The sequence below is a fragment of the Streptomyces sp. NTD91 genome, from assembly GCF_059510455.1.
In genome coordinates this window covers 163,148-189,393 of record NZ_JCAJZW010000007.1, presented here as the reverse complement: position 1 = coordinate 189,393, position 26,246 = coordinate 163,148, and the positions used below count along the sequence as shown (strand labels likewise).

The window sequence follows — 26,246 nt, the reverse complement described above, 5'->3', positions numbered from 1 at the left end:
GCCGAGAGCTGCCCAACGGCGGGCAGCGCTGCACCGGGAGGCAAGTCCAGCATGACTCGTTACGCGGCGCCGGGCACCGAAGGCGCGATCGTCTCCTACCAGGCGCGCTACGACCACTTCATCGGCGGGGAGTACGTGCCGCCGTTGCGCGGGCAGTACTTCGAGAATCCGTCGCCGGTCAACGGTCAGCCGTTCACCGAGATCGCGCGCGGCACCGCGGAGGACGTCGAGCGGGCGCTGGACGCGGCGCACGAGGCCGCGCCGGGGTGGGGCCGTACGTCGGTGGCGGAGCGCAGCGACATCCTGCTGAAGATAGCCGACCGCATGGCGGCCAACCTCGAAGCGCTCGCGGTGGCGGAGAGCTGGGAGAACGGCAAGCCGGTGCGGGAGACGCTGGCGGCCGACATCCCGCTGGCGATCGACCACTTCCGCTACTTCGCCGGGGCGATCCGGGCGCAGGAGGGGTCGCTCGGCGAGATCGACGGCGACACGGTGGCGTACCACTTCCACGAGCCGCTCGGGGTCGTCGCGCAGATCATCCCGTGGAACTTCCCGATATTGATGGCGGCGTGGAAACTGGCGCCGGCGCTGGCCGCGGGCAACGCGGTGGTCCTCAAGCCCGCCGAGCAGACCCCGGCCTCCATCCACTACTGGGTCGGCCTGATCGCGGACCTGCTGCCGCCCGGTGTGCTGAACATCGTCAACGGTTTCGGCGTGGAGGCGGGCAAGCCGCTGGCGTCCAGCCCGCGCGTGGCCAAGGTGGCGTTCACCGGGGAGACCACGACCGGGCGGCTGATCATGCAGTACGCCTCGGAGAACATCAAGCCGGTCACCCTGGAACTCGGCGGCAAGTCGCCCAACATCTTCTTCGACGACGTGTGGGCGCACGACGACGACTTCCGCGACAAGGCGCTCGAGGGCTTCACCATGTTCGCGCTCAACCAGGGTGAGGTGTGCACCTGCCCGTCCCGGGCGCTGATCCAGCGCGGTCACTACGCGGAGTTCCTGCAGGCGGCCGTGGAACGCACCCGGCAGATCAAGCCGGGCCACCCGCTCGACACGGGCACGATGATCGGCGCCCAGGCCTCCAACGACCAGCTGGAGAAGATCCTTTCCTACCTGGACATCGGCCGGCAGGAGGGCGCGAAGGTGCTCACCGGCGGTGAACGCATCGAGTACGACGGCGAGCTGAAGGGCGGCTACTACGTGCAGCCGACCATCTTCGAGGGCGACAACCGCATGCGGATCTTCCAGGAGGAGATCTTCGGCCCGGTCGTCTCGGTGGCGTCCTTCGACGACTTCGACGACGCCGTCAAGATCGCCAACGACACGCTGTACGGCCTCGGCGCGGGCGTGTGGACCCGGGACGCCAACACCGCGTACCGCGCGGGCCGCGCGATCCAGGCGGGCCGGGTGTGGACCAACTGCTATCACGCCTACCCGGCGCACGCGGCGTTCGGCGGCTACAAGCAGTCCGGCATCGGCCGTGAGACGCACAAGATGATGCTGGAGCACTACCAGCAGACGAAGAACCTCCTGGTGTCGTACTCGCCGAAGAGGCTGGGCTTCTTCTAGAGGCACGAGAAAAGGCGCCTGACCTGGTCTTTTACCCGTCAGGCACCTTCGGTTGAGCCCGCTCAGAACGGGGACCGGTTTACGTTGTAACTCCCAGTTCCTCCCACTGCTATCCCACTCCTGACCAGTGCTTCCGGACCAGTCACGGACCAAAGCCCCCGGTTACCCAGCAGGTGCCGCGTCCTGGCTGACGCGGTCCCACTCCTGCATGGACTGCTCGATGAGGCGGTTGGCCTGCTCCCGGACGCCGTCCAGGAACTTGGCGTAGTGCCGGAAGAGGACCTCGATGCTTTGGCCCGCGCGGCGAACGCATTCGGCTGGGTCCACACCTGAGTACAGCCAGCACGAGATCCCAGCGTGCCGGAGATTGTAGGGCCGCTTGGCCAGGCCGGAAGCGAGTTCCGTGCGGGTCAGAACATACTTCCGTGTCCGCGCCCACGTCGTGCCATACGCAGCTGCATCCACGTAGTTGCCAGCCTGGTTCCGAAACAGCCGACCGTCGGGCGCCACGCCGAACCGTTCGATGTGGTCACGGAGGATCCGCACGAACTGCGGCGGGCGCCCCTTCCACCTACTACGCCCACCACAAACGCCTCCAGGCCCCCCTCCGCCCGTCGCGTCCGCGACGCGGAACTCAAGGAGAGGATCAAGCAGGTCTACACGTCCAACTACCGTGTCTACGGGGCCCGGAAGATCTGGCGCGAGCTGAACCGGCAGCGCCATTTGGTGGCCCGCTGCACGGTCGAGCGCCTGATGCGCGAACTCGCATCCAGGGCGCGGTCCGTGGCAAACGCGTCATCACCACGATTCCCGGCCGACAGGTGGAGCGAGCGCCCGACCTGGTCGACCGTGACTTCGTCGCCGCCGCGCCGAACCGCTGCTGGGTAGCGGACTTCACCCACGTGAAAACGTGGTCCGCGGTCGTCTACGTCGCCTTCGTCGTGGACACCTTCTCCCGCCGGATCGTCGGCTGGTCAGCGGCCAACGTGAAGGAGACCGTCTTCGTCTGGACGCCCTGGAGATGGCGATCTGGCAACGAGACCGCGACCAACGGCCTGTGAAACTGGACGAGTTGATCATCACTCGGATGCCGGGTCGCAAAGCCGGTGTTGCAACGACCGGTTGAGTCCAGGCAGTACACATCGTTCAAGCTCGCCGAACACCTCGATACCGCCGGCATGGCCGCGAGCATCGGATCCGTGGGCGACGCGTACGACAACGCCCTGATGGAATCGACGGTGGGCCTTTACAAAACCGAGCTGATCAAGCCTCGACGGCGCTGGAAGACGCTCTCCCAGGTCGAGGTGGCGACCGCCGAGTTGGTCGACTGGTACAACCACCGGCGGCTCCACGGTGAGATAGGCCACGTCCCGCCGGTCGAGTACGAAGCCAACTACTCCACCGAACTCACGAAACCCCAGGTCACAACCACAATCTGAGATCTCTACCGAACCCGGGGCGGTTCACCCCAGCGGGGTCGATGAGCCGGTAGGGCTCCCACGGATCATTCATGGCCACCAGCTCCCCGACAAGAGGGACAGACAGAGCCGCAAGGTCTCGCGATGCTTCCATGGCCGACTCAACGACGCTTCCGCCATCAGGTCACTGACCTGCGGAAACTCCGCTACTAGTTCAGTCAACAGGTCGGCATCCGTGCCGCGCTTGTACTCGACGTTACCGACCGCAGGAGCCCGGATCCCTACTCTCAACTGCGACGATACATAGACTACTTGTTCGTGACGGCGAGTCGAGATACGGCGTCTGAGATTCCCCCGACGCGTTCGCCCACCCGACCGTCTCAGCAGCCGTACGCAATGCCGTCATCGCCAGCGCGACATCCGAACAGGAGCTGAAATGAGCGACAGTCTCGAGTGGCTTGGCGGCCACTGCTTCGAGAAACCGATGGGTGGTCCCGGCATGCGTGGCGGAGCGTCGCTGACCGCCGTGCGTGGTCTTCCGGTGGAGGACCTCCTGCGGCGCACGGGCGCTGGGGATGACCAGAGCGGCGTGCGCGCGCACTACCGTGATTTTGATCCTCTGTCCGTGGACGACCCGTGGACACCCTGCATGTACGGCACGTCCGGTGAGTGGTCGTACGTCCTGGAGGATTCCGGAGTGTGCGCCTGGTATCAGCACTGGGCCGACGGCAACAGTTCCGTGATCCCTCGCGACGGCGAGGAGTTCGTGTGCCTGTATGCGAATGCCGCGGTGCAGCCGTCGTGGTTGTTCTATGCGCCTGGTGACGGTGGTCTTCTGCGGGCGGAGTTCCGGCACAACCTGACGGGGCCTGCCCCGGCTGGTGAGTCCAGCAGGGCTCATCAGTTGGACAGCCGGATGCGGAGCAACGGCGCCGTATGGCCGGACCCGGATTCGTTTCCCTCGTTTCGCACAGATGCTGGTTGATGGCGAGCATGACATCGGCGATGTCGAGAGGGACGGACTCGGGTGCGATGCTCAGGCGTTCGGTGAAGGAGTTCGTTCCGTCCAGTTCCAGCACGCGCTGGATCTGGAACGTGATCGTTCCGCTGTCACCGTCCGAGGTGATGTAGTAGTACGGCATCGCCCGGTTCTCGCAGGCGATGGTGCGGGTGGCACGGGCGATGATCTTCCCGTCGTCGCACCAGGTGGCGACTCCGTGGGAGGAGACACTGGTCGCCATCGAGCCGTCGGGGCCTGGGTTGGACGCGTCCTTCTTCAGTGCGGCCGTGGCCCTGTCGCTCAGGTCCTGGAGGACCTGGTTGGGGTTGGGGCTGTTGGTGTCGTATGGCGGCAGGGCGAGGTCGACGGCGTAGTCCTTCGGGATGCCGTATTCGCCGGGGATGAAGACCAGGGCGTCCCAGGCGACGTCGTCGTCGCCGGACCCCGTGTAGGTGGTGTTGGAGAGCTTGACCTCGGGCGCCTTGTCGTTGAAGCGGAAGGCGCCGAGGTACACCCAGGTGTTGCGTTCGTTCTCATCCTGGTTGACCGCCACCCTGGCGGTGCCGAGGGCGGTGGGGATTTCGTAGAACGCTTTGGTGGTCCGGGCCCCGGTGTCGGGGATGTGGACGTAGACGGCCGCCTGTTCTTCGGGAACGGCGCCGGGGAGTTTCCAGTCGCCCTGGATGGTCATGCGTCCGCCGTCGCCGCCCAGGTGGGCCTGGTCCCGGGTGTGTGCGTACCAGAAGTGGCCCTGGTAGCCGCCGCCGATCTGATGAGGTCGGCTTTGGCGTCGTACTGGCCGAGGCCGGGTCCCGTGGCGTTGGGGTCCGGGTAGAACGTGAACTGGAACGAGCCGTCGGACTTCGTCGTGCCGCAGTCGCTCCAGGTCGGTGTTCCCGCGGGCACGGTGCTCTGACCGGGAAGGTTCACCGGGTTGGGGCGTATCGATGGCTCCCAGCAGCAGTACAGTCGGCGCACTGAAGGAGCAGAGGAGCCCCGGTGCGCAAAAGAGACAGCAACGCTGATGGCCACGGCCCACAGGCCGTGGCCATCAGGTGGATACAGGTTGTGCTGTTCGGAGTCGTTGTCCTGCTGGTCGGATTCCGTATCTGGGAGCGGCACCACGGCGGCGCTTCAAGCTCGATCGTGTTCGGGCTGATGGCCGCATCGGCACTGTCCATCGGCATGCTGGAACACTGTCGGGCAAACGCCGCTAAACGATCTCGGTGACTCACCTCCCAGCTGGCTCAGGCCGCCGCTGACAGGGGTCGGCCACCCCAGCGAATGCCCAACTCACTGCGGATGCGGGCGCGTTCACGTCGTTCGGCGGCCAGGACGTCATGGTGGCGGGCGTTGGCGTTGCGCCAGCGCAGGTAGGCGTGCGGGGCCCGGGTCTGGACGGTGTGGTTGGGGTGGTGGGAGTTGGCGATGGTGAACTGCCGAAGCGGTCCGAAGTGGGCCTCGATCGGGTTCGCCCACGAGGCGTAGGTCGGGGTGAAGCACAGCTCGACCTTGTTCTTCTTCGCCCAGCGGCGGATGTCGGTGCCCTTGTGTGCGGACAGGTTGTCCAGGATGACGTAGATCGGGGCGCCGTCCGGGCGGGCGGCACGGATCGACTTCAGCGCGGTGAGCGTGTTGGCGGCACCCTTCTTGCGGCGGTTGACGCCCCACAGGGCGTCGTCGCCGACCGAGTAGCAGCCATGGAAGTAGCGCACGCCGTGGGTGCGGTGGTAGGTGGCGGGCAGCCGGTCGGGGTGCTTCTGGGCGGCCCAGCCCGAGCCCGCGGTGGGACGGATCCCGAGCGGGCCGAACTTGTCGAAGGCGAAGACCCGGTCCGGGAAGCGGTCGAGGACCTCCTCGATCCGGTCCAGCTTCGCCTCTCGCTCGGGGTCGGGGGATTCCTTCCACGTTTTGGTGCGCTGGAAGGTGACACCGCCGCGGGCGAGCAGGCAGCGTACTGCCTCGCGGCCGATCCGGATGACCCGGCCGTGGACTTTCCGCAGGTAGGCGGCGAGCTTGCGCAGGGACCAGCGGGTGAAGGGCTGACCGAGCTTGGTGGGGCGGGTGGTGGCCGTCCGGATCACGAAGTCCTCGTCGTCAGGGCTGAGCAGGCGGGGACGGGACCCGGGACGGCCTACCGGCCTCGCGCCCGGGCAGGCGTGAACCGCCCGGTCTCGGCCTGGACATCGACGCCACCCTCGTCACCTGCCACTGCGAGAAGGAGCACGCGGCACCCACGTACCGCCACGGCGTCGGCCACCACCCCTGCCGAGCTTCGACATCACCGTGCTCGACGCCGCACTCGCCCGGATCACCGACGCCCACCGCCACGGCACCGAGATCCTCATACACACCGGCAGTGCCGGATCCGCCGAGGCCTTCCCGGTGGGGATCCGGCCCGCTGATGCGACCGGGCCGACGGGTGCCGTTCTCACGGCGGTCGCGCCGCCGGTCGGTGCACCTCTCGGCGCCGCGACGCCGTACACGCCCACAGCGCCGACGCGCACGACGAGGCGACGTTAGGGAAGAGTTTGACCACCGTGGATCGCCGCGTTGATCGGAGCTTCTTCCACGAACGCGTCGAACGCCGTGATGCGGCCGTCCCGCACCGTCAGCACGTGAACGATCGCGGCATCGAAGGGTCGCCCTGTCGTGCGGCTGTTCCCGCGGGTCCGCCCCACGGCGACGACCTGGTCGCCGGCGTCGAAGAGCTGCGCAAGCTCGATCCTGCTGTCGATCAGGTCGAAGGTGCTCTGGAACATCTGCCGGAAGCCCGCCAGTCCCGAGTAGGTGCCGCCGTAGGGCAGTTCCTCGGTCACGTGGATGGTGATCCGAGGGTCGGTCAGGGCCTGCAGGGCCTGCTTGTCGGAGCGCGACAGCGCCTCGTACATGGCGGTGGCGATGTCTTTGGCGCTGGTGGACGCGGTGGGCATGCGATCTCCTTCGGGTGAGCGGCCCGCAGGCCTGATGGGGGCCTGCGGCGGGGCGGGCGCTGTGGCGCGAGTGCGCTCACTGAGTGTCGTTCAGTCGCTGATGTGCAGGACGATCTTTCCCCGCCGGTGTTCGCGTGCGAGGGCCTCGTAGGCTGCCCGGCCCTCGGCCAGGGGCAGCACGCGGTCCACCGTCGGCATCAGGTGCCCGTCTTCGATGAGCCTGGTGATCGACTCCAGTCCGGTCCGGTCGGGCTGTACGACGAAGAAGACTCCGCGGGCGTTGTGGCTCTCGGCCTCCTGCGGATCGGGAGGTGCCGCGATGCCGACCAGGACGCCGCCCGGTACAAGGACGTTCCAGGACCTGGCCAGTGTCTGTCCACCGACCGGATCGACGACGACATCCACGGGGTCGATGCGGTCCTCGAAGCGCTGGTGGACGTGGTCGATGGCCGTACCGGCTCCCAGTGAGCGCACGAAGTCCAGGTCGTCGGGGCCCGCGGTGGCCACGACCTCGGCACCGAGTGCTGAGGCGATCTGCACGACGAAGGACCCCACCCCGCCGGCACCGCCGTGCACGACCACACGTTGCCCGGGGCGCAGCTGGGCGTGGTCGACCAGGGCCTGCCAGGCGGTCAGTGCGGCCAGGGGCACGGCTGCGGCCTGCTCGTGAGTCAGGGAGCGAGGTTTGGCTGCCACCATCTCGGCGGCGAGAGTGACGTATTCGGCTGCGGCGCCGTCCCGGGTGAACGGGATCAGCCCGTACACCTCGTCGCCTTCCTGTCCGCTCGTGACGGCGTCACCGCGGGCGGCCACCACTCCGGAGAACTCGTGCGAGGGGATGGTGGGAGTCCGGTCGCGGCCCGAGCCGTCGAAGCTGTCGGTCCACGTCGCGTCCCAGCCGAGTTCCCCCGCGGTCACCGACGCGGCCCGCACGGCGAGGAGGAGCTCACCGGGGCCGGGCTGCGGGCGCGGGGCCTTTTCGTAGGTGAGCTGTTCCGGGCCACCGCGGCGGTGTGCCCGGAGCGCGTTCATCTCATTCATGATCGTTCCTTCGCGTACAGGGGTTCGCTGGCGCCCGGCGCCCGCCCTTGTCGTCCGAAGGCGCGCGCGCCCCGGCGCACGTACGGTCATCACCGCCAGTGGGATCACCAGGTCGGAACGAACCCACCGTCGATGATCATGTCGCTGCCGGTGATGTTGCGTGCCTGGTCACCGGCGAGGAACAGGACCAGGTCGGCGACTTCTTCGGGGGTGGAGAACCGGCCGGTCGCCGTCGCGCCGGCCACCTGCGCGATCACGTCGTCGGGTCTGATGTCCGCGGCGGCGGAGACGGTGGCCGCAACCCCGTCCTGGGCCAGCCACAGATCGGTCCGCACCGGCCCGGGGCTGACCGTGTTGACGCGGATGCCCTTGGGGCCGACTTCCTTCGACAGGGCCTTGGAGAAGGCGATGAGGGCGGCCTTGCCCGCGCTGTAGTCGATCACCATCGGGTCGGGCAGGGTGGCGTTGACGGAGGCAACCGTGACGATCGAGCCCTGCTCGGCCTCGAGCATGAACGGCAGGGCCGCTCGGGTGACCCGTACCGCGCTGAGCAGGTTCAGATCGAGAACGTGCTGCCAGTCGGCGTCGGTCACCGACAGGAACCCACCGGTCCGGGCAGGTGCGGTGCCGACGTTGTTGACCAGGACGTCGATGTGCTCGCCGGTCTCTTGGACGAGCCGCTCTGCGTCCTGGGCCTTGCTGAGGTCGACGGGGACCCAGGTGACCGCGCGCTCCTTCACCAGCGCGTCCAGTTCCGGTGTGGAGGTGCGGGATCCGGCGATGACCGTCGCTCCGGCCTGCGCCAGAGCCGCGACGACGGCCAGTCCGATGCCCTTGCTGGCACCGGTCACCACGGCGGTGCGGCCTTGCAGTGGGGTGTTCATGGTTTCTCCTGGTTGTCCGGGTGCCGATGGGCACCGGTGGTTCGGGGGGCGAGCGCCGGGCGCGGAGTCCGCGACGCCGGCGGGTCGGTGCGGGCCTGCCCGGCGAACGGGCCGAAGGCGTCCGGCGGGCCGAGGGGGTCAGGCGTACGAGGTGTCCTGGCCCTTGATGCCCTGGTGGGCCAGCCATGTGAGGGCGTAGTCGGCGACGACGGGCCAGCCGCGGTCGATCACCAGGGAGTGGCCGCGGTCGGGGAACTGCTTGAGTTCGGTCAGGGCCGGTGAGTCGCCGTACAGCTTGTACGCCGAGCGGGTCACGGAGTCCGGGACGGTGCGGTCGGCCTGGCCGGAGATCAGCAGCAGCGGCCCGCGGTCGGCGTTGTCGGTGGCCACCGCCGCGGGCGAGGTGCGGGAGAAGTTGGCGAACGCCGCTTCGAAGAGCGGCCTGCCCGGTGAGGGGATGGTGAAGCGCGCGTACAGGTCGTCGGACTCCTCGCGCGGCAGCGCGTTGCCGAATCCGTAGGCGAACTGCGTCCGAGTCAGGGACACGGCGCGGCGGCGGTTGGCCGGGTTGCCCAGCACCGGAAGGCCCGCTCGCAGTTGGGCCGGTGGGAGAGCCTTGACGCCCTTGATCTGGGCCGGGTCGATGGCGACGGCGGCGCGGGCCAGACCGTCGCCGAGCAGTTTCTGCGCGATCAGGCCGCCGAAGGAGTGCCCGATGATCACCGGTCGGCGGTCCAGGGAGCGGATGACGTCGGCGTAGTGGGCGGTGACGTCGTCGATGCCGAGCCCGGCGACCGCCTCGGGCTGCCGGCGTGCCGCGTCCACGGTGGCGGCCTCACCCGGCCAGCCGGGAGCGAGCGGCGCGTAGCCGTGTTCGGCGGCCAGGTCCAGCCAGGGCTGCCAGGAGGAGGCGTGCAACCACAGGCCGTGGACGAACACGACGGGAGTACGTGAGTCGGACATGACCGTCTCCTGGTCCTCGGGAACCGCTTCGGGCGGTTTCACTGCATCCAGGCTCCGGCGACTGTCATGGGCCCCGCATCAGTCGATCGACTGCAGTCACCGACTGACAGGCCGCACGAGCATGCGCGGTCCGGCTGGTCACTCCTCGGAAGAGGGCTCGGCGGCACCGGTGAGGGCGTCGCGCAGGGCGGCTCGGGAGGTGATGCCGAGTTTGGGGAAAGCCCGGTAGAGGTGGGCACCGACGGTGCGCGGAGACAAGAAGAGCTGGGCGCCGATTTCCCGGTTGCTCAGTCCGCCGGCCGCGAGTTCCGCGATCCGTCGCTCCTGTGCGGTCAGGGCGGCCCGACCCGGGGCGGGGCCGCCGCCCGGCGCGCCGGTGGCCCGCAGCTCAGCCCGTACCCGCCGCGCCCAGGGAGCGGCGCCCAGGCGTTCGAAGGCGTCCGCGGCCTGGACCAGCGCCGTACGCGCCGCTGCACGCTCTCTTGCTCTGCGCAGCCACATGCCCTGCGCCAGACGGAGCCGGGCCAGTTCGAAGGGGTGGTCGGCCGCCGCCGGATGCTGCGTGGCACGCTCGAAGGCAGCGCGGGCGGCGTCGCCTTCGGCGGTCATGGCATCGGCTGCGGCGGTGAGGAAGTCCAGGCGCGGGGATATGGTGGGCAAGCCCTGCTTGCGGGCAGCGTGGGTGTGGGCGCGGGCCTGGTCGCCGCGCCCCGTGTGCACGGCGGCCTCGACCAGGTCCAACAGCGTGCGGGGGGCCTGCTGGGAGTAGGGGGTGAAGGTGCCGGGCGCGGTGATGCCTCCGGCGTAGGCGAAGGCGGTTTCGTAATCGCCCTCGGTGAGGCTGGTCGCGGCGCCGATCGCCTCGGCCAGCTGGGTGAGGTATCCGACTCCGCGGGGCCGCGCCCACCGGTCCAGCCGGTCCATCGCCGCTGCGGCCTGTACGGCATCTCCCCGCCAGGCTGCGATCAGGCCCAGGAAGCCGTGGTACTGGTGCTCGAAGAGGGCGTATCCGTGGCGGGTGGTCAGCTCCAGGCCGCGGTGCCCGGTGTGTTCGGCCGCGTCCCAGTCACCGCCGGCGATCTGGTCGAGCATGACCACCTGCAGCAGCGTCATGGCGTTGGTGACCGCACCGCTGCCGACTTCCCGTTCGGCGACCTGGCGGACCAGGAACCGGTAGTCGCCGAGCGCATCGAGATAGTAGGCGGCCACGCTCAGCCGCATGACGTCCCACGGCTGCTCCTCGTCCAGCCGTGCGAACAGCTCCTGCAGCCGTCGGCGGGCGCCGTGGCCGCGCCGGGTGATGTCTCCCCAGGCGTCCCGGTACAGCGTGGTGGTCTCATCGGCGCTCGTGCCCTGGGCGTCGACGAGGCCGTCGGTCACGCGCCACAGGGCCGGGTCGGCCGAGAACAGGCTGATGGCCAGCAACAGGTTCAGCAAGCGGGTCCGGACGGCCGTGTCGGTGTCCGGCGGCATGGTGCGCAGCGCATGGGCCGCACGGCGATGCGCCGAGCGCACGTCGCCCTGCTGGTACAGGGCCACGTAGGCGTCGGTGACCGCGGCGGCGGGGGACGGGGAGCCCGCTGCCAGACGGTCCGACGCCTCCCGCAATTCGTCGGCCCGGTCCAGCAGAGCGGACTGCGCGGCGACGAAGGCCGCATCCCCCAGGCGGCGCGAGCGCGGCCCGGTGGCAGGGCTGAGTTCCGCGGCGCGTGTCAGCAGGGCCACGGCCGCCGTGGCACCGCCGCGGGCGCTGGCCGAGCGGGCGGCGCGCTCCAGGACGGCGGCAACGGTTTCGTCCGGATCGACCGTGGCGGCCGCCAGATGCGTGGCGTGCCGCTCCAGATCCGCGCGGTGCAGCTCGGCCAGTCGCCCGTGGGCCGCACGGCGCTCATTGGGGGTGGCCATCTGCAGCAACGCGGAACGCACCAGTGGATGCCGGAAGACCAGCTCGCCGGACGCGGCGTCCAGCACCAGCAGGCCCCTGGCGACCGCCTCGTCGGCCTGCCGCAGCCGGTACCGCGTCCGGCCGGCCGGCGACGTGTCGGCGCCGCCGCCGTCCAGCGCGGCGAGGAGCAGGCAGGTGCGTTGGGCGGCAGGCAGGTCCTTGATCCGGTCGCCGTACATGTGCTCCAGGCGCCGCGGCAGAGGCAGTGCCTCGGCCGTCACACTGCCGATGGTGCCCTGCTCCAGGGCGTGCGGCAGTTCCGTCAGGGCCAGCGGGTTGCCCCGTGCCAGCTCGAGCACGCGTGTACGCAGGGCAGGAGGAACTCCCGGCGCACGGATCTGAAGCAGGTCGGCGGATGCCTCGGCGTCGAGCGGGGCCACAGACAACTCCGGCAGGGCGGCAGTGTCCCAGGCCGAGGATGTGTCGGCACGGACGGCGATGATCATCCGTACGGCGTTTCCGGCCAGACGGCGGGCGATGAATCCGCCCACCTCGGCACTGTGCGGGTCGAGCAGGTGCGCGTCGTCGACGACGAGGAGCAGCGGCGCATCACTGGCGGCCAAGGCCATGACATCGAGCACGGCGATCCCCAGAGCCATCACCGAGGGGGCCCGGCCCGCCCGCCGCCCGAACACCGTGTCCACCACGGCCCGCGTGGACTGGTCGAGACCGGGCATCGTGTGCAGCAGGGGGTGCAGCATCTGGTGGAGGCCTGCGAAGGGCAGCGCCGTCTCCGACTCCACGCCGGTCACCTTGATCACCCGGTGCCCCGAAGCCCCGGCCTGTTCAGCGGCCACAGCAAGCAACAGGCTCTTGCCCACGCCGGCCTCGCCCCGCACCAGCACCGCCTGGCCGTCGGGCGACGCCACCAGACGTGACAACGCCCCCAGCTCGGCTTCCCGGCCGACGATCAGATGCTTCTCCATCAGGTTCCCGTCCTCTGCCCGGCGGTGCGACGACGACAGCCGACGCCGCGGCGGCCCTGGTATACAGCACATCACGCCGGTTGTCCGCGGCGTCACGATCAGGGATGCCTCTCGCCGCAGGGAGGACGCAGGGGACAGCCGCACGACCGTTCGTCCGCTCGAGGCCGCGGTGCTGCAGTGCCTCGAACGAGCAGTGCTGAATGGGACCGCACCATCCTATGGCGCCCGGCCGTCGTCACCGCCCACGCCAGGTCCGGTCCGGTCCGACCGGATCCTTCACAGGGGCACGGGGACAGCCGGCCGGTGACGCCCACGACGTCGGCCCGCACGGCGGACAGGCGGGCTCCGCCGAACTCCACACGCCGGGCCCGCGAACGATTCGGCACTATCGGGGCCGAGCCATGGGTCGTGGCGCGGACACCCGAAACGGTGGAACCGCGGCCGCCCCGGGAGACAGGACGGCAGAGGGGCGAACCGGCGACGCCGGCCGCTGATTCCGAAGGAGCCGCCCCGGCGGGCCGCCTCGAGAAGGATGTGCGGGCTGCGTCCGGCACCGACGACGCCGACCACGTCTTCCCGAAGCCCGGACGGCACCCCCTGCACCGGGGAGCACATCGCGACCATCAGGAAAAGGGCGTCTGACCTGGGCCTGTAATCGTCTTGCGCCTTTCGCCGGGCTCGGTCGGAGGGCGCCCGGCATGCACGGTGGCGTCAGGTCTTCCCGGTCTCGAAGGTGCGCAGCAGGTCGGCGGCGACGCTCACCGCGATGGTCGCCGGTTCCTTGCCGCTGATGTCGGGCAGCCCGATCGGGGTCTTGATCCGGTCGATGGTGGCCTCGTCGTGGCCCCCCTCGGTGGCGAGGCGCTTGCGGAACCGCGCCCACTTGGCGGCGGATCCGATCAGGCCGATGGAGCCGAGGTGGCTCGTGCGCAGGGCGGCGTCGCACAGTGCGGCGTCCTCGGCGTGGTCGTGGGTCATGATCAGGACGTGGGTGCCGCGCGGCAACTGCTCCAGCACCTCCTCGGGCAGCAGTGGCGTGTGATGCACCTGCACCTGCGCCACCGCGTCCGCGAGGACGTCGAGCCGCTCCTCGGTGAGGACGTCGGAGCGGGTGTCGATCAGATGGAGGTCGAGGTCGTGACGTGCCAGGACGCGCGCCAGTTCCAGGCCGACGTGACCGACGCCGAAGATCGCCACGACCCGCGCCACCGGCAGCGGTTCGAGCAGCACCGAGACCGTCCCGCCGCAGCACTGCACGCCGTGCTGGTTGGTCACCTTCTCGTTCAGGGCGAAGTCCATCAGCTCCGGCTCCCGCTGGGATGCGGCGATCATCTCCCGAGCCCGTTCGATGGCGACGGCCTCGACGTTGCCGCCACCGATCGAGCCCCATGTCCCAGTCCGCCCCACGACGAGCTTGGCGCCGGCGTCGCGCGGGGCATGGCCGCGCACGGTGGCGACGGTCACCAGCACGCCGGGCTCCCGGCGTGCTCGCAACCGTGCCACCGCGGCGATCCACGTCATGTCAGGCACCGTTCAGCGCTTCGGCGTCGGTCAGGCCACGGCCGGCCGCGGCGTGCCCGTCTCCGGCGTGGCCGACCACGGCGTGCCCGTCTCCGGCGTGGCCGACCACGGCGTGCCCGTCTCCGGCGTGGCCGTTGCGCGAGGCACCGCCCCGGCGGGCCGCCTGGATCGCCCAGTACACCGCCTCCGGTGTCGCGGGCGAGGCCAGCTCGACGCCGACGCCGCTCGGCCCGAACGCGGCGGCGGCCTGCCGCAGCGCCTCGCGCACCGAGAACGCCAGCATCAGCGGAGGTTCACCGACCGCCTTGGACCCGTAGACCGCGCCCTCCTCGGTGGCGTTCTCCAGCAGCATGACGTTGAACTCCTCGGGCATCTCCGAGAAGCTCGGCAGCTTGTAGGTGCTCGCGGCCTGGGTCAGCAGCCGACCGCGGTGCGGCCCGTCACCGGTGTCCCAGCGCAGGTCCTCGAGCGTCAGCCAGCCCGCACCCTGCACGAAACCGCCCTCGACCTGCCCGATGTCGATCAGCGGGGAGAGGCTGTCACCGACGTCGTGCACGATGTCCACCCGGCGGATGCGGTAGGCGCCGGTGAAGCCGTCCACCTCGACCTCGGTCGCGGCTGCGCCGTGGGCGAAGTACTTGAACGGCGAGCCGCGGAACGCCTTCGCGTCCCAGTGCAGTCCCTCCGTCCGGTAGAAACCGGCCGCCGACAGCTGGACGCGCTGGAAGTACGCGGTGTGCACCAGATCGTCCCAGGCCAGCTCGTCGTCGCTGCCCAGGGCGCGCGCGACGCCCTCGACGATGCGCACGTCCGAGGGGTTGGCGCCCAGCTGTGTGGCGGCCACGTGCAGCAGTCGCTCGCGCAGCTGCTCGCAGGCGTTCTTGATCGCGCCGCCGTTGAGGTCCGCCCCGGAACTGGCGGCAGTGGCGGATGTGTTGGGCACCTTGTCGGTCCGGGTGGGGGCCAGGCGGACCTTGTGCAGCGGGATGCCCAGCGTGGTCGCGGCCACCTGGAGCATCTTGGTGTGCAGGCCCTGGCCCATCTCGGTGCCGCCGTGGTTGATCAGGACGGAGCCGTCCTTGTAGATCAGCACCAGCGCGCCGCCCTGGTTGAAAGCGGTGAGGTTGAACGAGATGCCGAACTTGATGCCGGTGACCGCGAGGGCCCGCTTGGTGTGCGGGTGCGCGGCGTTGAAGGCGGCGATCTCGCGCCTGCGGTCGGCGATGCCGGCGTTCTCCTGGACCTGCCGCCAAACGGTGGAGATCCGTTCGGGCTGCGTGACCGGCTGGCCGTACGGTGTCGTCTGGCCCTGGCCCGGCCGGTAGAAGTTGCGTTCCCGCAACTCCATGGGGTCCAGGCCGAGCACCGGCGCGCAGCGGCCGAGGATGTCCTCGATGACCAGCATGCCCTGGGGTCCGCCGAAGCCGCGGAAGGCGGTGTTGGACACCGTGTTGGTCTTGGCGACGCGGCCGGCGACGCGGGCGTTGGGAATCCAGTAGGTGTTGTCGACGTGGCACAGCGCTCGGGCCAGCACCGGCTCGGAGAGGTCCAGGCTCCAGCCGCCGTCCGCGGTCAGGGTGGCGTCCAGGGCCTGGATACGGCCGTCGGCGTCGAAGCCGATCTTCCACCGGGCGTGGAACCCGTGCCGCTTGCCGGACATGGTCAGGTCCTGGGTCCGGTTGAGCCGGAACCGGACGGGCCGGCCGGTCAGCTTGGCGCCGAGCGCGGCGACGGCCGCGAAGCCGTGCGGCTGCATCTCCTTGCCGCCGAAGCCGCCGCCCATGCGCAGGCACTGCACGGTCACCTCGTGGGCGGGCACACCGAGCACGTGCGCGACGATCTCCTGGGTCTCCGAGGGGTGCTGGGTGCTGCTCTGGATGAACACCTGACCGTTCTCGTCGACCTGGGCCAGCGCCGCGTGGGTCTCGAGGTAGAAGTGCTCCTGGCCGGAGAACTGGAGCTCGCCGGTGAAGACGTGCGCGGAATCGGCGAAGCCCGCTTCGGTGTCGCCCTGCACCATCAGGGGCCGGGCGCCGTGATAGCTGCCGGCCGCCATCGCGTCCTGCAGCGTGACCAGGGAGGGCAGTTCCTCGATCTCCACCTCGACGGCGGCGGCTCCGAGCCGGGCCGCCTCCCAACTCTCGCCGAGCACCCAGGCGACCGCGTGGCCGTAGAACATGACCTCGTCGGGGAACAGCGGCTCGTCGTGCTTCATCCCGGCGTCGTTGACGCCGGGCACGTCGGCTCCGGTCAGCACCCGGACCACGCCGGGCACGGCGAGTGCGGGCTCGGTGCGCAGCGCGGTGATCCTGCCGTGGGCCTTCATGACCTGGACCGGGTGGGCGTGCAGGACGTCCTTGGTGCGATGGACCAGGTCGTCGGTGTAGAGCGCGGTGCCGGTGACGTGCAGGCCTGCACTCTCGTGCGGCATGGGCAGGCCGACGACGGGCCTTTCGGGGCGTTCGGACAGATGACTCATGACGACACCGCCTCGTTGGTGTGCGCGTACAGCTTCAGCAGGCTCTGGCCGAGCATCGCGGAGCGGTACTCGGCGCTGGCGCGGTGGTCGTTCATCGGCGTGCCCTGGGCGCGCAGCACCTGGGCCGCGGCCTCGACGGTCCCAGCCGCCCACGGCCTGCCCTCCAGGGCCGCCTCGGTGTCGAGGGCGCGGATCGGGGTGGCGGCCACACCTCCCAGGCCGATGCGTGCCTTGCGGACGATCCCGTCCTCGATGTCCAGCGCGAAGGCGACAGCCACACTGGAGATGTCGTCGAAGCGCCGCTTGGCGATCTTGTGGAAGGCCACGACCGGGGACAGCTGCGTGGGGATGCGCACCGCGCGGATCAGTTCGCCGGGACGGCGCACACTCTGCCGGTAGCCGGTGAAGTAGTCGGCCAGCGGGACCACCCGCTCACCGTCCGCGTCGGCGAGCACCACCGACGCCTCCAGCGCGAGCAGCGCGGGCGGGCTGTCACCGATGGGCGAGCCGGTGCCCAGGTTGCCGCCGAAGGTCGCGCTGTTGCGGATGAGCCGGGACGCGAACTGCGGGAACAACTCCGCCAGCAGGGGGATGCTGCCGTCGAGGCGGCGTTCGATCTCGGTGAGCGTCAGCGCCGCCCCGATCTCGATGTGGTCCGGCTCGACGCGCAGTTCGCGCAGTTCGGGCAGCCGGTCGACGGCGACCACGCGATCGGCCCGCCGGGCACGGATGTTCACCTCGACGCCCCAGTCGGTGCAGCCGGCGACCACCACCGCGTCGGGCCGCTCGCGCAGCAGGCGCAGCGTCTCCGGCAGGGTGCTCCTGCGCAGGAACGCCCCGCCCCCCTGGGCGTACTCGGTGGCGACAGGTGCGGGCGGGGACTGCTCGCGGCGCCGCGCCAGCGGGTCGTCCTCGGTGGGCGTGCCGACGGCGAACGCGGCATCGCGGATCGGGCGGTACCCGGTGCAGCGGCACAGGTTCCCGCTCAGGGCGTGCAGGTCGAAACCGTTCGGGCCGTGCTCGGCGTCGGTGCCGTCGGCCGGCTCCGCGTGCGCGCAGCGGTCGGGCCGGTAGTACTCGGCGGCCATGCTGCACACGAATCCGGGCGTGCAGTAGCCGCATTGGGAGCCGCCGCGGACCGCCATCTCCTCCTGCACCGGGTGCAGAGTGGGCGGTGTGCCGGGTTCGCCGGGGGTGGCGAGCCCCTCGGAGGTGACGATCTCCTGGCCGTCGAGCGCCGCGACCGGGACCAGGCAGGCGTTGACCGCCACCCAGTCGGTGGGCTTGTTCACTCCGGGCCGGGCCACCAGGACCGAACAGGCGCCGCACTCGCCCTCGGCACAGCCCTCCTTGGTGCCCGTGAGACCGCGCTCGCGCAGAAAGTCCAGCACTGTGGTGTGGGGCGCAACCGGCGAGATCGGTGCTTCTTGCCCATTGACCGTGATCCGCGCTTCTACCATGACAGGCCCACATTTCGGTACACGAGGGGTCGATTCATCATGTTCGCCAATTTCAGGCAGCTTTCTGTGTTCAGACGCGCCGCGGGAGAGGAGCGGGCGCACAACGGCACGCGTCAGAGACGTGCCGGAAGGTGGTGACGGGGCACCCGGAATGTGCCGCGCAGGGGCACATCAGAACGGCGCGTTCAGCAGCCGTGCGCGATCCGACCCGGAACCCAGGCGGTGAGCTGGGCGAGGCGACCGAGATCAGAGCTGGTGTTCATCCGCTGGTCGCCTCCTTTCGGTGATGGGCATCGGCTATCGCAAGCTAGTGGCTGGGGTCACAGAGGTCAAGAGGTCACCCTCCGGTCACGGAGCCGTGGCGCGCCGTGACGCCCACCGAAGAAGCCCGCCTGCCCCTGCATGGTGCGGGACGGGTGTCTCCCCGAGGTCGCGGTTCGCTCCGGGGGCCCGCCGTCGCACGGCCCCGGTCCCGCTCCGCCGGGGCGGTTTCCGGCCGGGCGGGCGATGCTGGTGCGAGGAGCCCTGCGAGCAGGCCGGGAGGCGCTGCAAGGTGATGGCCGTCAACCCGATGAACAGCGCCTCGGTGCTGGCCGCCTTCGGCGCGCTCGGCGTCCTGGTGGTGATCTTCGCGGAGTCCGGTCTGCTGGTCTTCGGCTTCTTCCTGCCCGGGGACACCCTGCTGTTCCCGGCCGGCGTGCTGTGCGCCGGCAGCACGCACCAGCCGCCCCGGCTGGCCCTGTGGCAGGTCCTGCTGTGCGCCGCGGTCGGGGCGGTGGCCGGCGGACAGGTCGGGTACCTGATCGGGCGGCACGGCGGACGGGCGCTGCTGGCCCGCGCCTCCAGCCGCCGGGTGAAGGCGGCGACCGTCCGGGCCGAGGAGCTACTGGCCCGGTACGGCCATGGGAAGGCACTGGTCATCGGCCGGTTCGTGCCGTTCCTGCGGACGGTGCTGCACCCCGTGGCCGGCGCCCTCGGGGTGCCCGTGCGGTCCTTCACGCTCTGGCAGACGGTGGGCGGGCTGCTGTGGTCGCAGGCGCTCGTCCTCGCCGGATACAGCCTCGGCACGTCCGTCCCGCACATCGACGACTACCTGCTGCCGCTGGTCGCCGTGGTCGTCGTCCTTTCCTTGCTGCCCCTGCTGATCGAGGCCCGGCGGGCCCGCCGCGAGCGACGCCGGGCGCCCCGCTGAGGGGCCGCCCCCGCCGTACGTCGGCTGCGGCAGCGTCGTCGCTGATCGCGCGGTTCGCCGGCTCCTCGGGCTGCCTCACACCTCTGCCGCCCGGTGCGTGACCCGGCCGCGGCGACCGTGAGCGCCACCGGCAACTCCGGCAGGCCGGTGTCGGCCATCCTCAGCGGATCGTCGGCCGGGACCCCGGGGCCGGCCCGCCCGCCGACGCTCGGGCGGGCCGGCCGCCGCCTGGCCCGCGACCCAGGCGGCGTCTCCGGTCATGCCCTGGAGGCCCTGCAGGGCCGGGACCGGCGGCCGGCGCGCCGCGCCAGGTCATCACGGGGGCCATGTACGGGGTGCTCGGCAACCGGGTCGACAACGCGGTCACCGGCCGCATCGTCCCCGTCCGCCACTTCGTGCCGGACCTGGCGGCCGACGCGAGGGCGGTGGCCGGACGGACGGCGTTCGGCGGACTCCTCTGCACCGGGCCCGTCACGCCTCGCCCGGGAAGCCGGGGCCGGGCCGGGGACGGGCGCTTGATGAACGTCCTGTGCACCGTCACGCCGGCGCCACGGGCGCGGTGCGGTCCCAGGTCATCAGGCTCAACTGTCCCCGGCGAACGTCCTCGGCCGCCGCTCATGCCTCCGGATCGTCCAACCAGGCGTTCTGGACGGCCCTGTGACGTTCCGTGAGACTGGGACGGTCCGGTGCCCCCCGCGCCCCGGCTCTTCAGGACGGTGACCCATGGACGAGGAAGTCCCCCGCGTCGAACTCACTCCTCAGGCCGCGGACCTGGTGCGGCGGCTGCACGCCGAGCACGGTCCGCTGATGTTCCACCAGTCCGGCGGCTGCTGTGACGGCAGCGCCCCCATGTGCTACCCGGACGGCGAGTTCCGCACCGGCGGCTCCGACGTGCTGCTGGCGGAGCTGACGGTGGACGGCGTGGCCGAGCCCGTCACGTTCTGGATGTCGCGGAGCCAGTACGAGGCGTGGTGCCACACCAGGCTGATCGTGGACGTCGTCCCCGGACGGGGCAGTGGCTTCTCACTCGAGGCACCCGAGGGGGTGCGTTTTCTCACCCGTTCTCGCGTAGTCGACGCCTAGTCGGCCCGGCGGTCGCCGCACTCTGGTCCACTGCCCCGTACAACCCGTACGACAGCCCGTACGACAGGGACAGTTGACGAGACATCAGGGGGTACGGTGACCAGACCTCGCAGACGATGCGCGGCAGCGGGCAGAGCGGTTCTCACAGTGGTCACGGCGTTCGGTGTACTGGCCGGTGCGGCCCTCGCAGGGGCGGCTCCGGCCGGTGCCGTACCGGACGGCAGACGGATCGCGCCGGGCGTCACCTACCGGCAGTTCGACATCGCGGCGGGCGCGGGCACGGCACACGCCCATCTGCTCACGGTCGATCTGGGCGATCCGCGCGTCCGTGTGGATCTGCTGTATCCCGGCGCGGTGGCGGCCCGGGCCACCGTCTCGCGGATGGCGGACTCGGCCGGGGCGGTCGCGGGCGTCAACGGCGACTTCTTCGACATCACCGAGGCCCAGCACCCGGGCGTGGCGGCCACCGGCGCGAGCGTCGGACCGGCCGTCGCGGACGGGCAGGTGATCAAGGCGGCGGTGCCGAACGGCCAGCGGTTCGGGCCCGCGCTGCCGCCGGGCACCAGTACCCAGGACGTGCTCGCCGTGGGCACCGACCGAAGGGCCCGGCTGGACCGCCTCTCCCTGGCCGGCAGTGTGGCCACGCCGGAGGGCTCGTTCCCGTTGAAGGGCCTCAATCAGTACGCGCTCGCGGAGAACTCCGTCGGTGCCTTCACGTCGCGGTGGGGCAGCGCCTCCCGGATGCGTGCCGTGTGCGGCACCGACGCCGAGCGGTCGGCGCCGTGCAGTACCGACACCCATGAGGTGACGGTGCGGGGCGGGCGGGTGGTCGCCACCGCCGACGCGCCGGGCAGCGGCCCCATCTCCGTGGGCAGCACGGTCCTGGTGGGCCGCGGGCAGGGCGCACAGCGGCTGCGCAAGCTCTCCGTCGGTGCCCGGGTGACCGTGACCCACACTCTGGTGGCGACCTCCTCCGGGGTGCCGTACACGTTCGCGATCGGCGGCTTCCCCGTCCTGAGGGCCGGCCGGGCGCTGCCCGGCCTGGACGACACCGCCTCGGCGGTGCGCACGGTCGTGGGTGTGTCCGGCGGCGGACGGCGGCTCCTGATCCTGGCACTGGACGGGGCCGCCGCCTATCGGACCGGGATGACGGTCGCGGAGGAGGCCGGCACCATGCGCTCACTCGGCGCGTCGGACGCGTTCAACCTCGACGGGGGCGGCTCGACGGAGCTGGTCACCCGCGACGAGGGCGCGCGCGGCGTGACGGTCCGCAACCACCCGAGCGGTGGCGCCGAACGTCCGGTCGCCAACGGCATCGGGGTGTTCTCGGCCGGCTGAGCCTCACGGCCGCAGGCTGCTCACCAGGTCGGCGGTCGTGGCGATCCCGCTGTGGATGGTGGGCGCCAGACACGTGCCGGCCAGGAAGAAGCCGAGCAGCACGCAGACCACGGCATGGGAGATCTTCAGTGCGCAGTTACGGATGAAGATCACCGCCAGGACCAGGAGCAACAGCACCGCAGAGACGGGAATGACCACCGGAAAACCTCCTCCGCCACGCCTCGTGAGCGGCGTTCGGCCGCAAGTCTGGCGCAGCGGAGGGCTCGTCCGGGCGGCTGACGTGTCCCCCGAACGTGTGGTGTTACGCGGTGGAGCGGGCGTCGAGGAAGGCCTCGAGGCCGGCCAGGTCGTCGGTGTTCAGACAGTCGACACCGGCGGCGAGCAGTTCCGTCCTCAGGACGTCGCGGGCCGGGCCCGCGGCGTCCGGGGTGGCCCAGAACCGCACCCGCTGCCCGCGCGCGTGGGCGGTGGCGGTGATCCCGCGCAGCCTGCGCCGTTCGGCGTCGGGGAACGCGCCCTCTCCCGACCAGGTGAAGTTCTGTGTCCAGTTGTCGCTGATCAGCGGGATGAAGGTGGCGGGAGCGGTGCTGCCGAGGTCGGTGAGCCGGCCGTCGTAGAAGGCGAGCCGCTCCTGCTGCGCCTCCATGGGCCCACGGGCCGCGCGGTCGCCGGAGATGACGGCGGTGACCGGCCCGGGGTGCACCCTGCCGTGCGCGTAGCGGGTGAAAAGGTGCGGGTGGCGGCGCAGACGGCGGTCGAGTTCGAGGTACGTCGACGAGCCCTCGGTCTTGATGTCGATCAGGAGCTGGAGCGGCCGGCGCCATCCCCGGTACACCGTGCCGTGGCCGGCGCGGACGCGGGCGGCGAGCGGGCCGAGGCAGGGGGACTCCAGGGTGCGCGACGGGTCCGGCTCGGAGCTGTCATGGCCGCCGAGGAGCTGGTCACCGACGAGGAAGATGTCGGCCTCGACGCTGCCGAAACGGTGGTCGAGCGCGTCGAGCAGCGGCCGTGGGTGCTCGTAGTCGTTGTGGGCGTGGGCGTTCCACAGCGGGCGCCGGTCACACCGGGCGCCGCCCGCCCGGGCCTGCGCGGCCGCGCCATCGAACAGGTGGGCGCTCGCCGGGAGTTGGCGCGTTCTCACTTCTCCGGTGGGGCATGGCGAAGCCCGCCCCGAGCGGGGCGGGCTTCCTGCGGCCGGCTCAGGGTGCCTGGAGGTCGACCAGCGCGGCCAGCGCCTCGCGGTGGGCCCCCGCCGTGCCGTGGGCGAGGGAGTCCGCCTTGGCCCGCTTGAGGTACAGGTGGATCGGATGCTCCCAGGTCATCCCGATCCCGCCGTGCAGCTGCAGCGCCTCCTCGGCGGCGTGGACGGCGACCGGGGCGGCGTAGGCCTGGGCGACGGCGACCGAGACGTCCGTGTCCTCACCGGTGACCAGCGCGTCCGCGGCGGCACGTGCGGCGGCACGGAGGTTGACGACCTCCAGCCACAGCTGGGCGAGCCGGTGCTTGAGCGCCTGGAAACCGCCGACCGGCCGGTTGAACTGCTTGCGCTCCTTCAGATAGCGGACCGTCTCGGTCAACGCCCATTCGGCGAGGCCGAGTTGTTCGGACGCGAGCAGTCCGGCGGCGGCCCGCAGGGCGCGCCGTACGGCGGGTTCGCTGTCGCCGACACGGCGGCCGGGGGCACCCTCCAGCCGCAGTGTCGCCAGCGGCCGGGTCAGGTCGAGGGAGGTCTGCGGGACGACCGTCACGGCGTCCGCGGCCACGGCGTACAGGCCGCCGTCGTCGGCCGGGACGAGCAGGACGTCGGCCACGGCCGCGTCGGCGATGCCGGTCACCTCCCCGTGCAGGGTGCCGTTCGCCAGCCGTACGGCCTCGGGGGCGGCGCCCGGGGCCGTGTGCAGGCCGACCGCGAGGGCGCCGACGGTGCGCCCGGCGGCCAGCTGTCCCAGCAGCTTCTCGTCCCGGCAGGCCAACAGGGCCTCGGTGGCCACGACCGCGCTGGTGAGGTACGGCACGGGAGCGACGGCCCGGCCCAACTCCTCCAGGACCACGGCGACTTCGCGGGCCGAGGCACCCTGGCCGCCCAGTTCCTCGGGCACCAGGAGACCGGCCAGGCCCATGCCCTCGGCGAGTGACTTCCACAGGGGGAGGTCGTGCGGGGTGTCCGACTCGATGCGGGCGAGGACGTCCGAGGCGGCGCAGTGGTCGGTGAGCAGGTCCCGTACGGCGGCCCGCAGCGCCTCTTCCTCCTCCGAGTACAGCAGATCGGTCATCGGGCGAGGTCCTTCCAGGCGACGTCCTTGTCGGTGCGCGGCTCGGCGGGCAGGCCGAGGACCCGCTCGGCGACGATGTTCAGCAGGACCTCGCTGGTCCCACCCTCGATGCTGTTGCCCTTGGAGCGCAGATAGCGGTAGCCGGCGTCACGGCCGGTGAAGTCGACCAGCTCGGGACGGCGCATGGTCCAGTCGTCGTACAACAGGCCCTCCGCACCGCGAAGTTCGACCTCCAGGCCGCTGATCTCCTGGTTGAGCCGGGCGAAGGCGAGCTTCATGCCGGCGCCCTCGGGGCCGGGTTGGCCCACGGCGAGCTGCTGGCGCAGGCGTTCGCCGGTGAGCCGGGCGACCTCGGCCTCGACCCACAGCTTCAGCAGCCGCTGGTGCAGTTCGTGGGTGCGCAGTTCGGGGTGCTCGCGCCAGGTCCTTGCGACCGGGCCGATCATGCCGCCCTCGCGGGGCAGCCGCATGCCGCCGATGGCGACGCGCTCGTTGTTCAGCGTGGTCTGCGCGACCCGCCAGCCGTCGCCGACTTCGCCGAGGCGGCGGGAGTCGGGAATGCGGACGTCGGTGAGGAAGACCTCGTTGAACTCGGCCTCGCCGGTGATCTGGCGCAGGGGCCGGACCTCGACGCCCGGGTCGGTCATGTCGCAGATGAAGTAGGTGATGCCCGCGTGCTTGGGCACGTCCGGATCGGTGCGGGCGATGAGGATGGCCCAGCGGGCGAGGTGGGCGCTGGACGTCCACACCTTCTGCCCGTTGACAACCCATTCGTCGCCCTCCCGCACCGCGCGGGTGCCGAGCGCGGCCAGGTCGGAGCCGGCGCCCGGCTCGCTGAACAGCTGGCACCAGACCTCCTCGCCCGTCCACAGCGGGCGCAGAAAGCGCCGCTTCTGCTCCTCGGTGCCGTACTTGAGAACGGTCGGAGCGGCCATGCCCAGGCCGATGCCGATGCGCCGGGGGTCGTTGTCGGGGGCGCCCGCGGCCTCCAGTTCGGCGTCCACCACGCCCTGCAGGGAGCGCGGGGCGTCCAGTCCGCCGAGGCCCTCCGGGAAGTGCACCCAGGCGAGGCCGGCGTCGAAGCGGGCGCGCAGGAAGTCCAGGCGGTCCGTGTGGGCGGGCGGATGTGCGGCCAGCAACTCCCGTGCGCGGCGGCCGAGTTCCTCGACGTCGGTCATGCTGCTCCCTCCATCACGACGGCGATGCGGCCGGTGGAGCGGCCGTCCGCCACCTTCTGCACGGCCGTGGCGGCCCCGGCGAGCGGCACCCGCTCGCTCACCAGCGGTTTGATCGCGCCCCGGGCGGCCAGTGCGGTCAGTTCCTCGTGGCAGCGCAGGACGAGCTCGGGGTTCCTGGTGTTGTACAGGCCCCAGTGCAGGCCCAGGATCGAGTAGTTCTTCACCAGCGCGTGGTTGAGGGCCGGGCTGGGGACGGTGCCGCTCGCGAAGCCGATGACGACGATGCGGCCCTCGAAGGCGACGAGCTTGGCGGACTGGGCGTAGGCCTCGCCGCCCACGGGGTCGTAGATCACGTCCGCGCCCCGACCGCCGGTGGCCTCCTTGACGGCCGCGATCACGTCCTCGGAGCGGCGGTCGACCACGACGTCGCAGCCCAGTTCACGGGCGACGGCGGCCTTGTCGGCGCCGCCGACGACACCGATCACGGTGGCGCCGGCCGCCTTGCCGAGCTGGACGGCGGCGCTGCCGACACCGCCGGCGGCGGCGTGCACGAGCAAGGTCTCCCCCGCCTCCAGGCGGGCCCGGCGGTGCAGGCCGAACCAGCCGGTCTGGTAGCCGATGTGCAGTGCGGCGGCCTCGGCGTCGTCCAGCGACTCGGGCGCGGGCAGCAGGGCGCGGGCGTCGGCGAGGGCGTACTCGGCGAAACCGCCGTACGGCAGCGCGGGGTTGGCGATCACCCGGCGGCCGTCCTCGGTCTCGCCGCAGATCTCCACACCGGGCGTGAACGGCAGCGGCGGACGCACCTGGTACTGGCCGCGGCACAGCAGCCCGTCCGGGAAGTTGACGTTGGCGGCACGCACGCGCAGGCGCACCTGGCCTTCCGAGGGCGTGGGGGGCTCCACCTCCGCCAGGCGCATCACCTCGCCCGGCTCGCCGTTCTCGTGCACTTGCCATGCCTGCATGCGGGGCCTCCACGGGACTGCTTCGTCTGACCGGGTCCGCTCGCATACTAAGCGGTCGCTTGCCGATCAGGGAAC

24 protein-coding genes and 1 pseudogene are annotated in these 26,246 nt (G+C 71.0%); 8 read left to right on the top strand and 17 right to left on the bottom strand.

Going from position 1 to position 26,246, the window contains the following annotated elements; genetic code table 11:
- The first annotated feature begins 51 nt into the window (after window positions 1-51).
- Window positions 52-1,575: an aldehyde dehydrogenase gene (adh, locus tag AC5WRT_RS11185; RefSeq protein WP_496092826.1), complete on the top strand. Its 1,524-nt coding sequence runs from the start codon at window positions 52-54 to the stop codon at window positions 1,573-1,575.
- Between the two features lie 162 nt (window positions 1,576-1,737).
- On the opposite strand, the gene AC5WRT_RS11180 is transcribed toward adh, so the two are convergent.
- Window positions 1,738-1,902: an integrase gene (locus AC5WRT_RS11180; RefSeq protein WP_496092825.1), complete on the bottom strand. Its 165-nt coding sequence runs from the start codon at window positions 1,900-1,902 to the stop codon at window positions 1,738-1,740.
- Between the two features lie 30 nt (window positions 1,903-1,932).
- Between AC5WRT_RS11180 and AC5WRT_RS11175 the strand changes: the two genes are divergently transcribed.
- The 3 genes from AC5WRT_RS11175 to AC5WRT_RS11165 are packed head-to-tail and all read left to right on the top strand — an operon-like array spanning window position 1,933 to window position 3,014.
- Complete coding sequence (locus tag AC5WRT_RS11175) at window positions 1,933-2,463, top strand: IS3 family transposase (protein ID WP_496100182.1); 531 nt, start codon at window positions 1,933-1,935, stop codon at window positions 2,461-2,463.
- Window positions 2,397-2,636 (top strand): DDE-type integrase/transposase/recombinase, encoded by a 240-nt coding sequence (locus tag AC5WRT_RS11170; RefSeq protein ID WP_496100181.1) that lies wholly within the window; start codon window positions 2,397-2,399, stop codon window positions 2,634-2,636. The genes AC5WRT_RS11175 and AC5WRT_RS11170 overlap by 67 nt, the downstream gene beginning before the upstream one ends.
- A gap of 48 nt (window positions 2,637-2,684) precedes the next feature.
- Window positions 2,685-3,014: an integrase core domain-containing protein gene (locus AC5WRT_RS11165; RefSeq protein ID WP_496100180.1), complete on the top strand. Its 330-nt coding sequence runs from the start codon at window positions 2,685-2,687 to the stop codon at window positions 3,012-3,014.
- A gap of 359 nt (window positions 3,015-3,373) precedes the next feature.
- On the opposite strand, the gene AC5WRT_RS11160 is transcribed toward AC5WRT_RS11165, so the two are convergent.
- Both AC5WRT_RS11160 and AC5WRT_RS11155 read right to left on the bottom strand, forming a co-directional pair.
- Complete coding sequence (locus tag AC5WRT_RS11160) at window positions 3,374-4,684, bottom strand: golvesin C-terminal-like domain-containing protein (protein WP_496100179.1); 1,311 nt, start codon at window positions 4,682-4,684, stop codon at window positions 3,374-3,376.
- Window positions 4,681-4,923, bottom strand: coding sequence for a hypothetical protein (locus AC5WRT_RS11155; protein WP_496092820.1), 243 nt, complete (start codon window positions 4,921-4,923; stop codon window positions 4,681-4,683). The genes AC5WRT_RS11160 and AC5WRT_RS11155 overlap by 4 nt, the downstream gene beginning before the upstream one ends.
- 69 nt (window positions 4,924-4,992) lie before the next feature.
- Between AC5WRT_RS11155 and AC5WRT_RS11150 the strand changes: the two genes are divergently transcribed.
- Window positions 4,993-5,223, top strand: a complete 231-nt coding sequence (locus AC5WRT_RS11150; RefSeq protein ID WP_496092819.1) for a hypothetical protein — start codon at window positions 4,993-4,995, stop codon at window positions 5,221-5,223.
- Between the two features lie 17 nt (window positions 5,224-5,240).
- Here the strand turns inward: AC5WRT_RS11150 and AC5WRT_RS11145 are convergent.
- From AC5WRT_RS11145 to AC5WRT_RS11105, 9 genes and pseudogenes are all read right to left on the bottom strand, one after another.
- A pseudogene (locus AC5WRT_RS11145) lies at window positions 5,241-6,119 on the bottom strand (IS630 family transposase); the annotation flags it as partial.
- Between the two features lie 393 nt (window positions 6,120-6,512).
- On the bottom strand, window positions 6,513-6,926 hold the full coding sequence (locus AC5WRT_RS11140) for a nuclear transport factor 2 family protein (RefSeq protein ID WP_496092818.1): 414 nt from the start codon (window positions 6,924-6,926) through the stop codon (window positions 6,513-6,515).
- Window positions 6,927-7,016: 90 nt separating this feature from the next.
- Window positions 7,017-7,967, bottom strand: coding sequence for an NADP-dependent oxidoreductase (locus AC5WRT_RS11135; protein WP_496092817.1), 951 nt, complete (start codon window positions 7,965-7,967; stop codon window positions 7,017-7,019).
- 104 nt (window positions 7,968-8,071) lie between these two features.
- A complete protein-coding gene (locus tag AC5WRT_RS11130) occupies window positions 8,072-8,851 on the bottom strand; it encodes an SDR family NAD(P)-dependent oxidoreductase (protein WP_496100178.1) in 780 nt (259 codons plus the stop codon).
- A 138-nt stretch (window positions 8,852-8,989) separates the two neighbouring features.
- Window positions 8,990-9,814 carry an alpha/beta hydrolase gene (locus tag AC5WRT_RS11125; RefSeq protein ID WP_496092815.1) on the bottom strand — a complete coding sequence of 275 codons (825 nt, stop codon included), beginning with the start codon at window positions 9,812-9,814 and terminating at the stop codon, window positions 8,990-8,992.
- Window positions 9,815-9,952: 138 nt separating this feature from the next.
- On the bottom strand, window positions 9,953-12,685 hold the full coding sequence (locus AC5WRT_RS11120) for an ATP-binding protein (protein ID WP_496100177.1): 2,733 nt from the start codon (window positions 12,683-12,685) through the stop codon (window positions 9,953-9,955).
- 711 nt (window positions 12,686-13,396) lie between these two features.
- A complete protein-coding gene (gene xdhC / locus AC5WRT_RS11115) occupies window positions 13,397-14,206 on the bottom strand; it encodes a xanthine dehydrogenase accessory protein XdhC (RefSeq protein ID WP_496100176.1) in 810 nt (269 codons plus the stop codon).
- Between the two features lies 1 nt (window position 14,207).
- Window positions 14,208-16,685, bottom strand: coding sequence for a xanthine dehydrogenase molybdopterin binding subunit (gene xdhB, locus AC5WRT_RS11110; RefSeq protein WP_496100175.1), 2,478 nt, complete (start codon window positions 16,683-16,685; stop codon window positions 14,208-14,210).
- Window positions 16,682-18,145, bottom strand: a complete 1,464-nt coding sequence (locus AC5WRT_RS11105; RefSeq protein WP_496100174.1) for a xanthine dehydrogenase small subunit — start codon at window positions 18,143-18,145, stop codon at window positions 16,682-16,684. The genes xdhB and AC5WRT_RS11105 overlap by 4 nt, the downstream gene beginning before the upstream one ends.
- Before the next feature lie 553 nt (window positions 18,146-18,698).
- On the opposite strand from AC5WRT_RS11105, the gene AC5WRT_RS11100 reads away from it, so the two are divergent.
- The 3 genes from AC5WRT_RS11100 to AC5WRT_RS11090 all read left to right on the top strand — a co-directional run bounded on the left by AC5WRT_RS11100 (window position 18,699) and on the right by AC5WRT_RS11090 (window position 21,758).
- Window positions 18,699-19,337 carry a DedA family protein gene (locus AC5WRT_RS11100; protein WP_496100173.1) on the top strand — a complete coding sequence of 213 codons (639 nt, stop codon included), beginning with the start codon at window positions 18,699-18,701 and terminating at the stop codon, window positions 19,335-19,337.
- Window positions 19,338-20,060: 723 nt separating this feature from the next.
- Window positions 20,061-20,420, top strand: coding sequence for a DUF779 domain-containing protein (locus AC5WRT_RS11095; RefSeq protein WP_496092809.1), 360 nt, complete (start codon window positions 20,061-20,063; stop codon window positions 20,418-20,420).
- 147 nt (window positions 20,421-20,567) lie between these two features.
- Complete coding sequence (locus AC5WRT_RS11090; protein WP_496100172.1) at window positions 20,568-21,758, top strand: phosphodiester glycosidase family protein; 1,191 nt, start codon at window positions 20,568-20,570, stop codon at window positions 21,756-21,758.
- A gap of 3 nt (window positions 21,759-21,761) precedes the next feature.
- Here AC5WRT_RS11090 and AC5WRT_RS11085 read toward each other — a convergent pair whose 3' ends face one another.
- From AC5WRT_RS11085 to AC5WRT_RS11065, 5 genes are all read right to left on the bottom strand, one after another.
- Entirely contained in the window at window positions 21,762-21,956 is a 195-nt protein-coding gene (locus AC5WRT_RS11085) for a hypothetical protein (protein ID WP_496092807.1), read from the bottom strand.
- A 103-nt stretch (window positions 21,957-22,059) separates the two neighbouring features.
- Window positions 22,060-22,866, bottom strand: a complete 807-nt coding sequence (locus AC5WRT_RS11080) for a phosphatidylinositol-specific phospholipase C/glycerophosphodiester phosphodiesterase family protein (protein WP_496092894.1) — start codon at window positions 22,864-22,866, stop codon at window positions 22,060-22,062.
- Between the two features lie 91 nt (window positions 22,867-22,957).
- Window positions 22,958-24,031, bottom strand: coding sequence for an acyl-CoA dehydrogenase family protein (locus AC5WRT_RS11075; RefSeq protein WP_496092806.1), 1,074 nt, complete (start codon window positions 24,029-24,031; stop codon window positions 22,958-22,960).
- Window positions 24,028-25,209, bottom strand: a complete 1,182-nt coding sequence (locus tag AC5WRT_RS11070; protein ID WP_496092805.1) for an acyl-CoA dehydrogenase family protein — start codon at window positions 25,207-25,209, stop codon at window positions 24,028-24,030. Before AC5WRT_RS11070 ends, AC5WRT_RS11075 begins: the two co-directional genes overlap by 4 nt.
- The gene (locus AC5WRT_RS11065) at window positions 25,206-26,171 is read right to left on the bottom strand and encodes an NADPH:quinone oxidoreductase family protein (protein ID WP_496092804.1); all 966 of its coding nucleotides are present in this window, start codon (window positions 26,169-26,171) and stop codon (window positions 25,206-25,208) included. Before AC5WRT_RS11065 ends, AC5WRT_RS11070 begins: the two co-directional genes overlap by 4 nt.
- Between the last annotated feature and the right edge of the window lie 75 nt (window positions 26,172-26,246).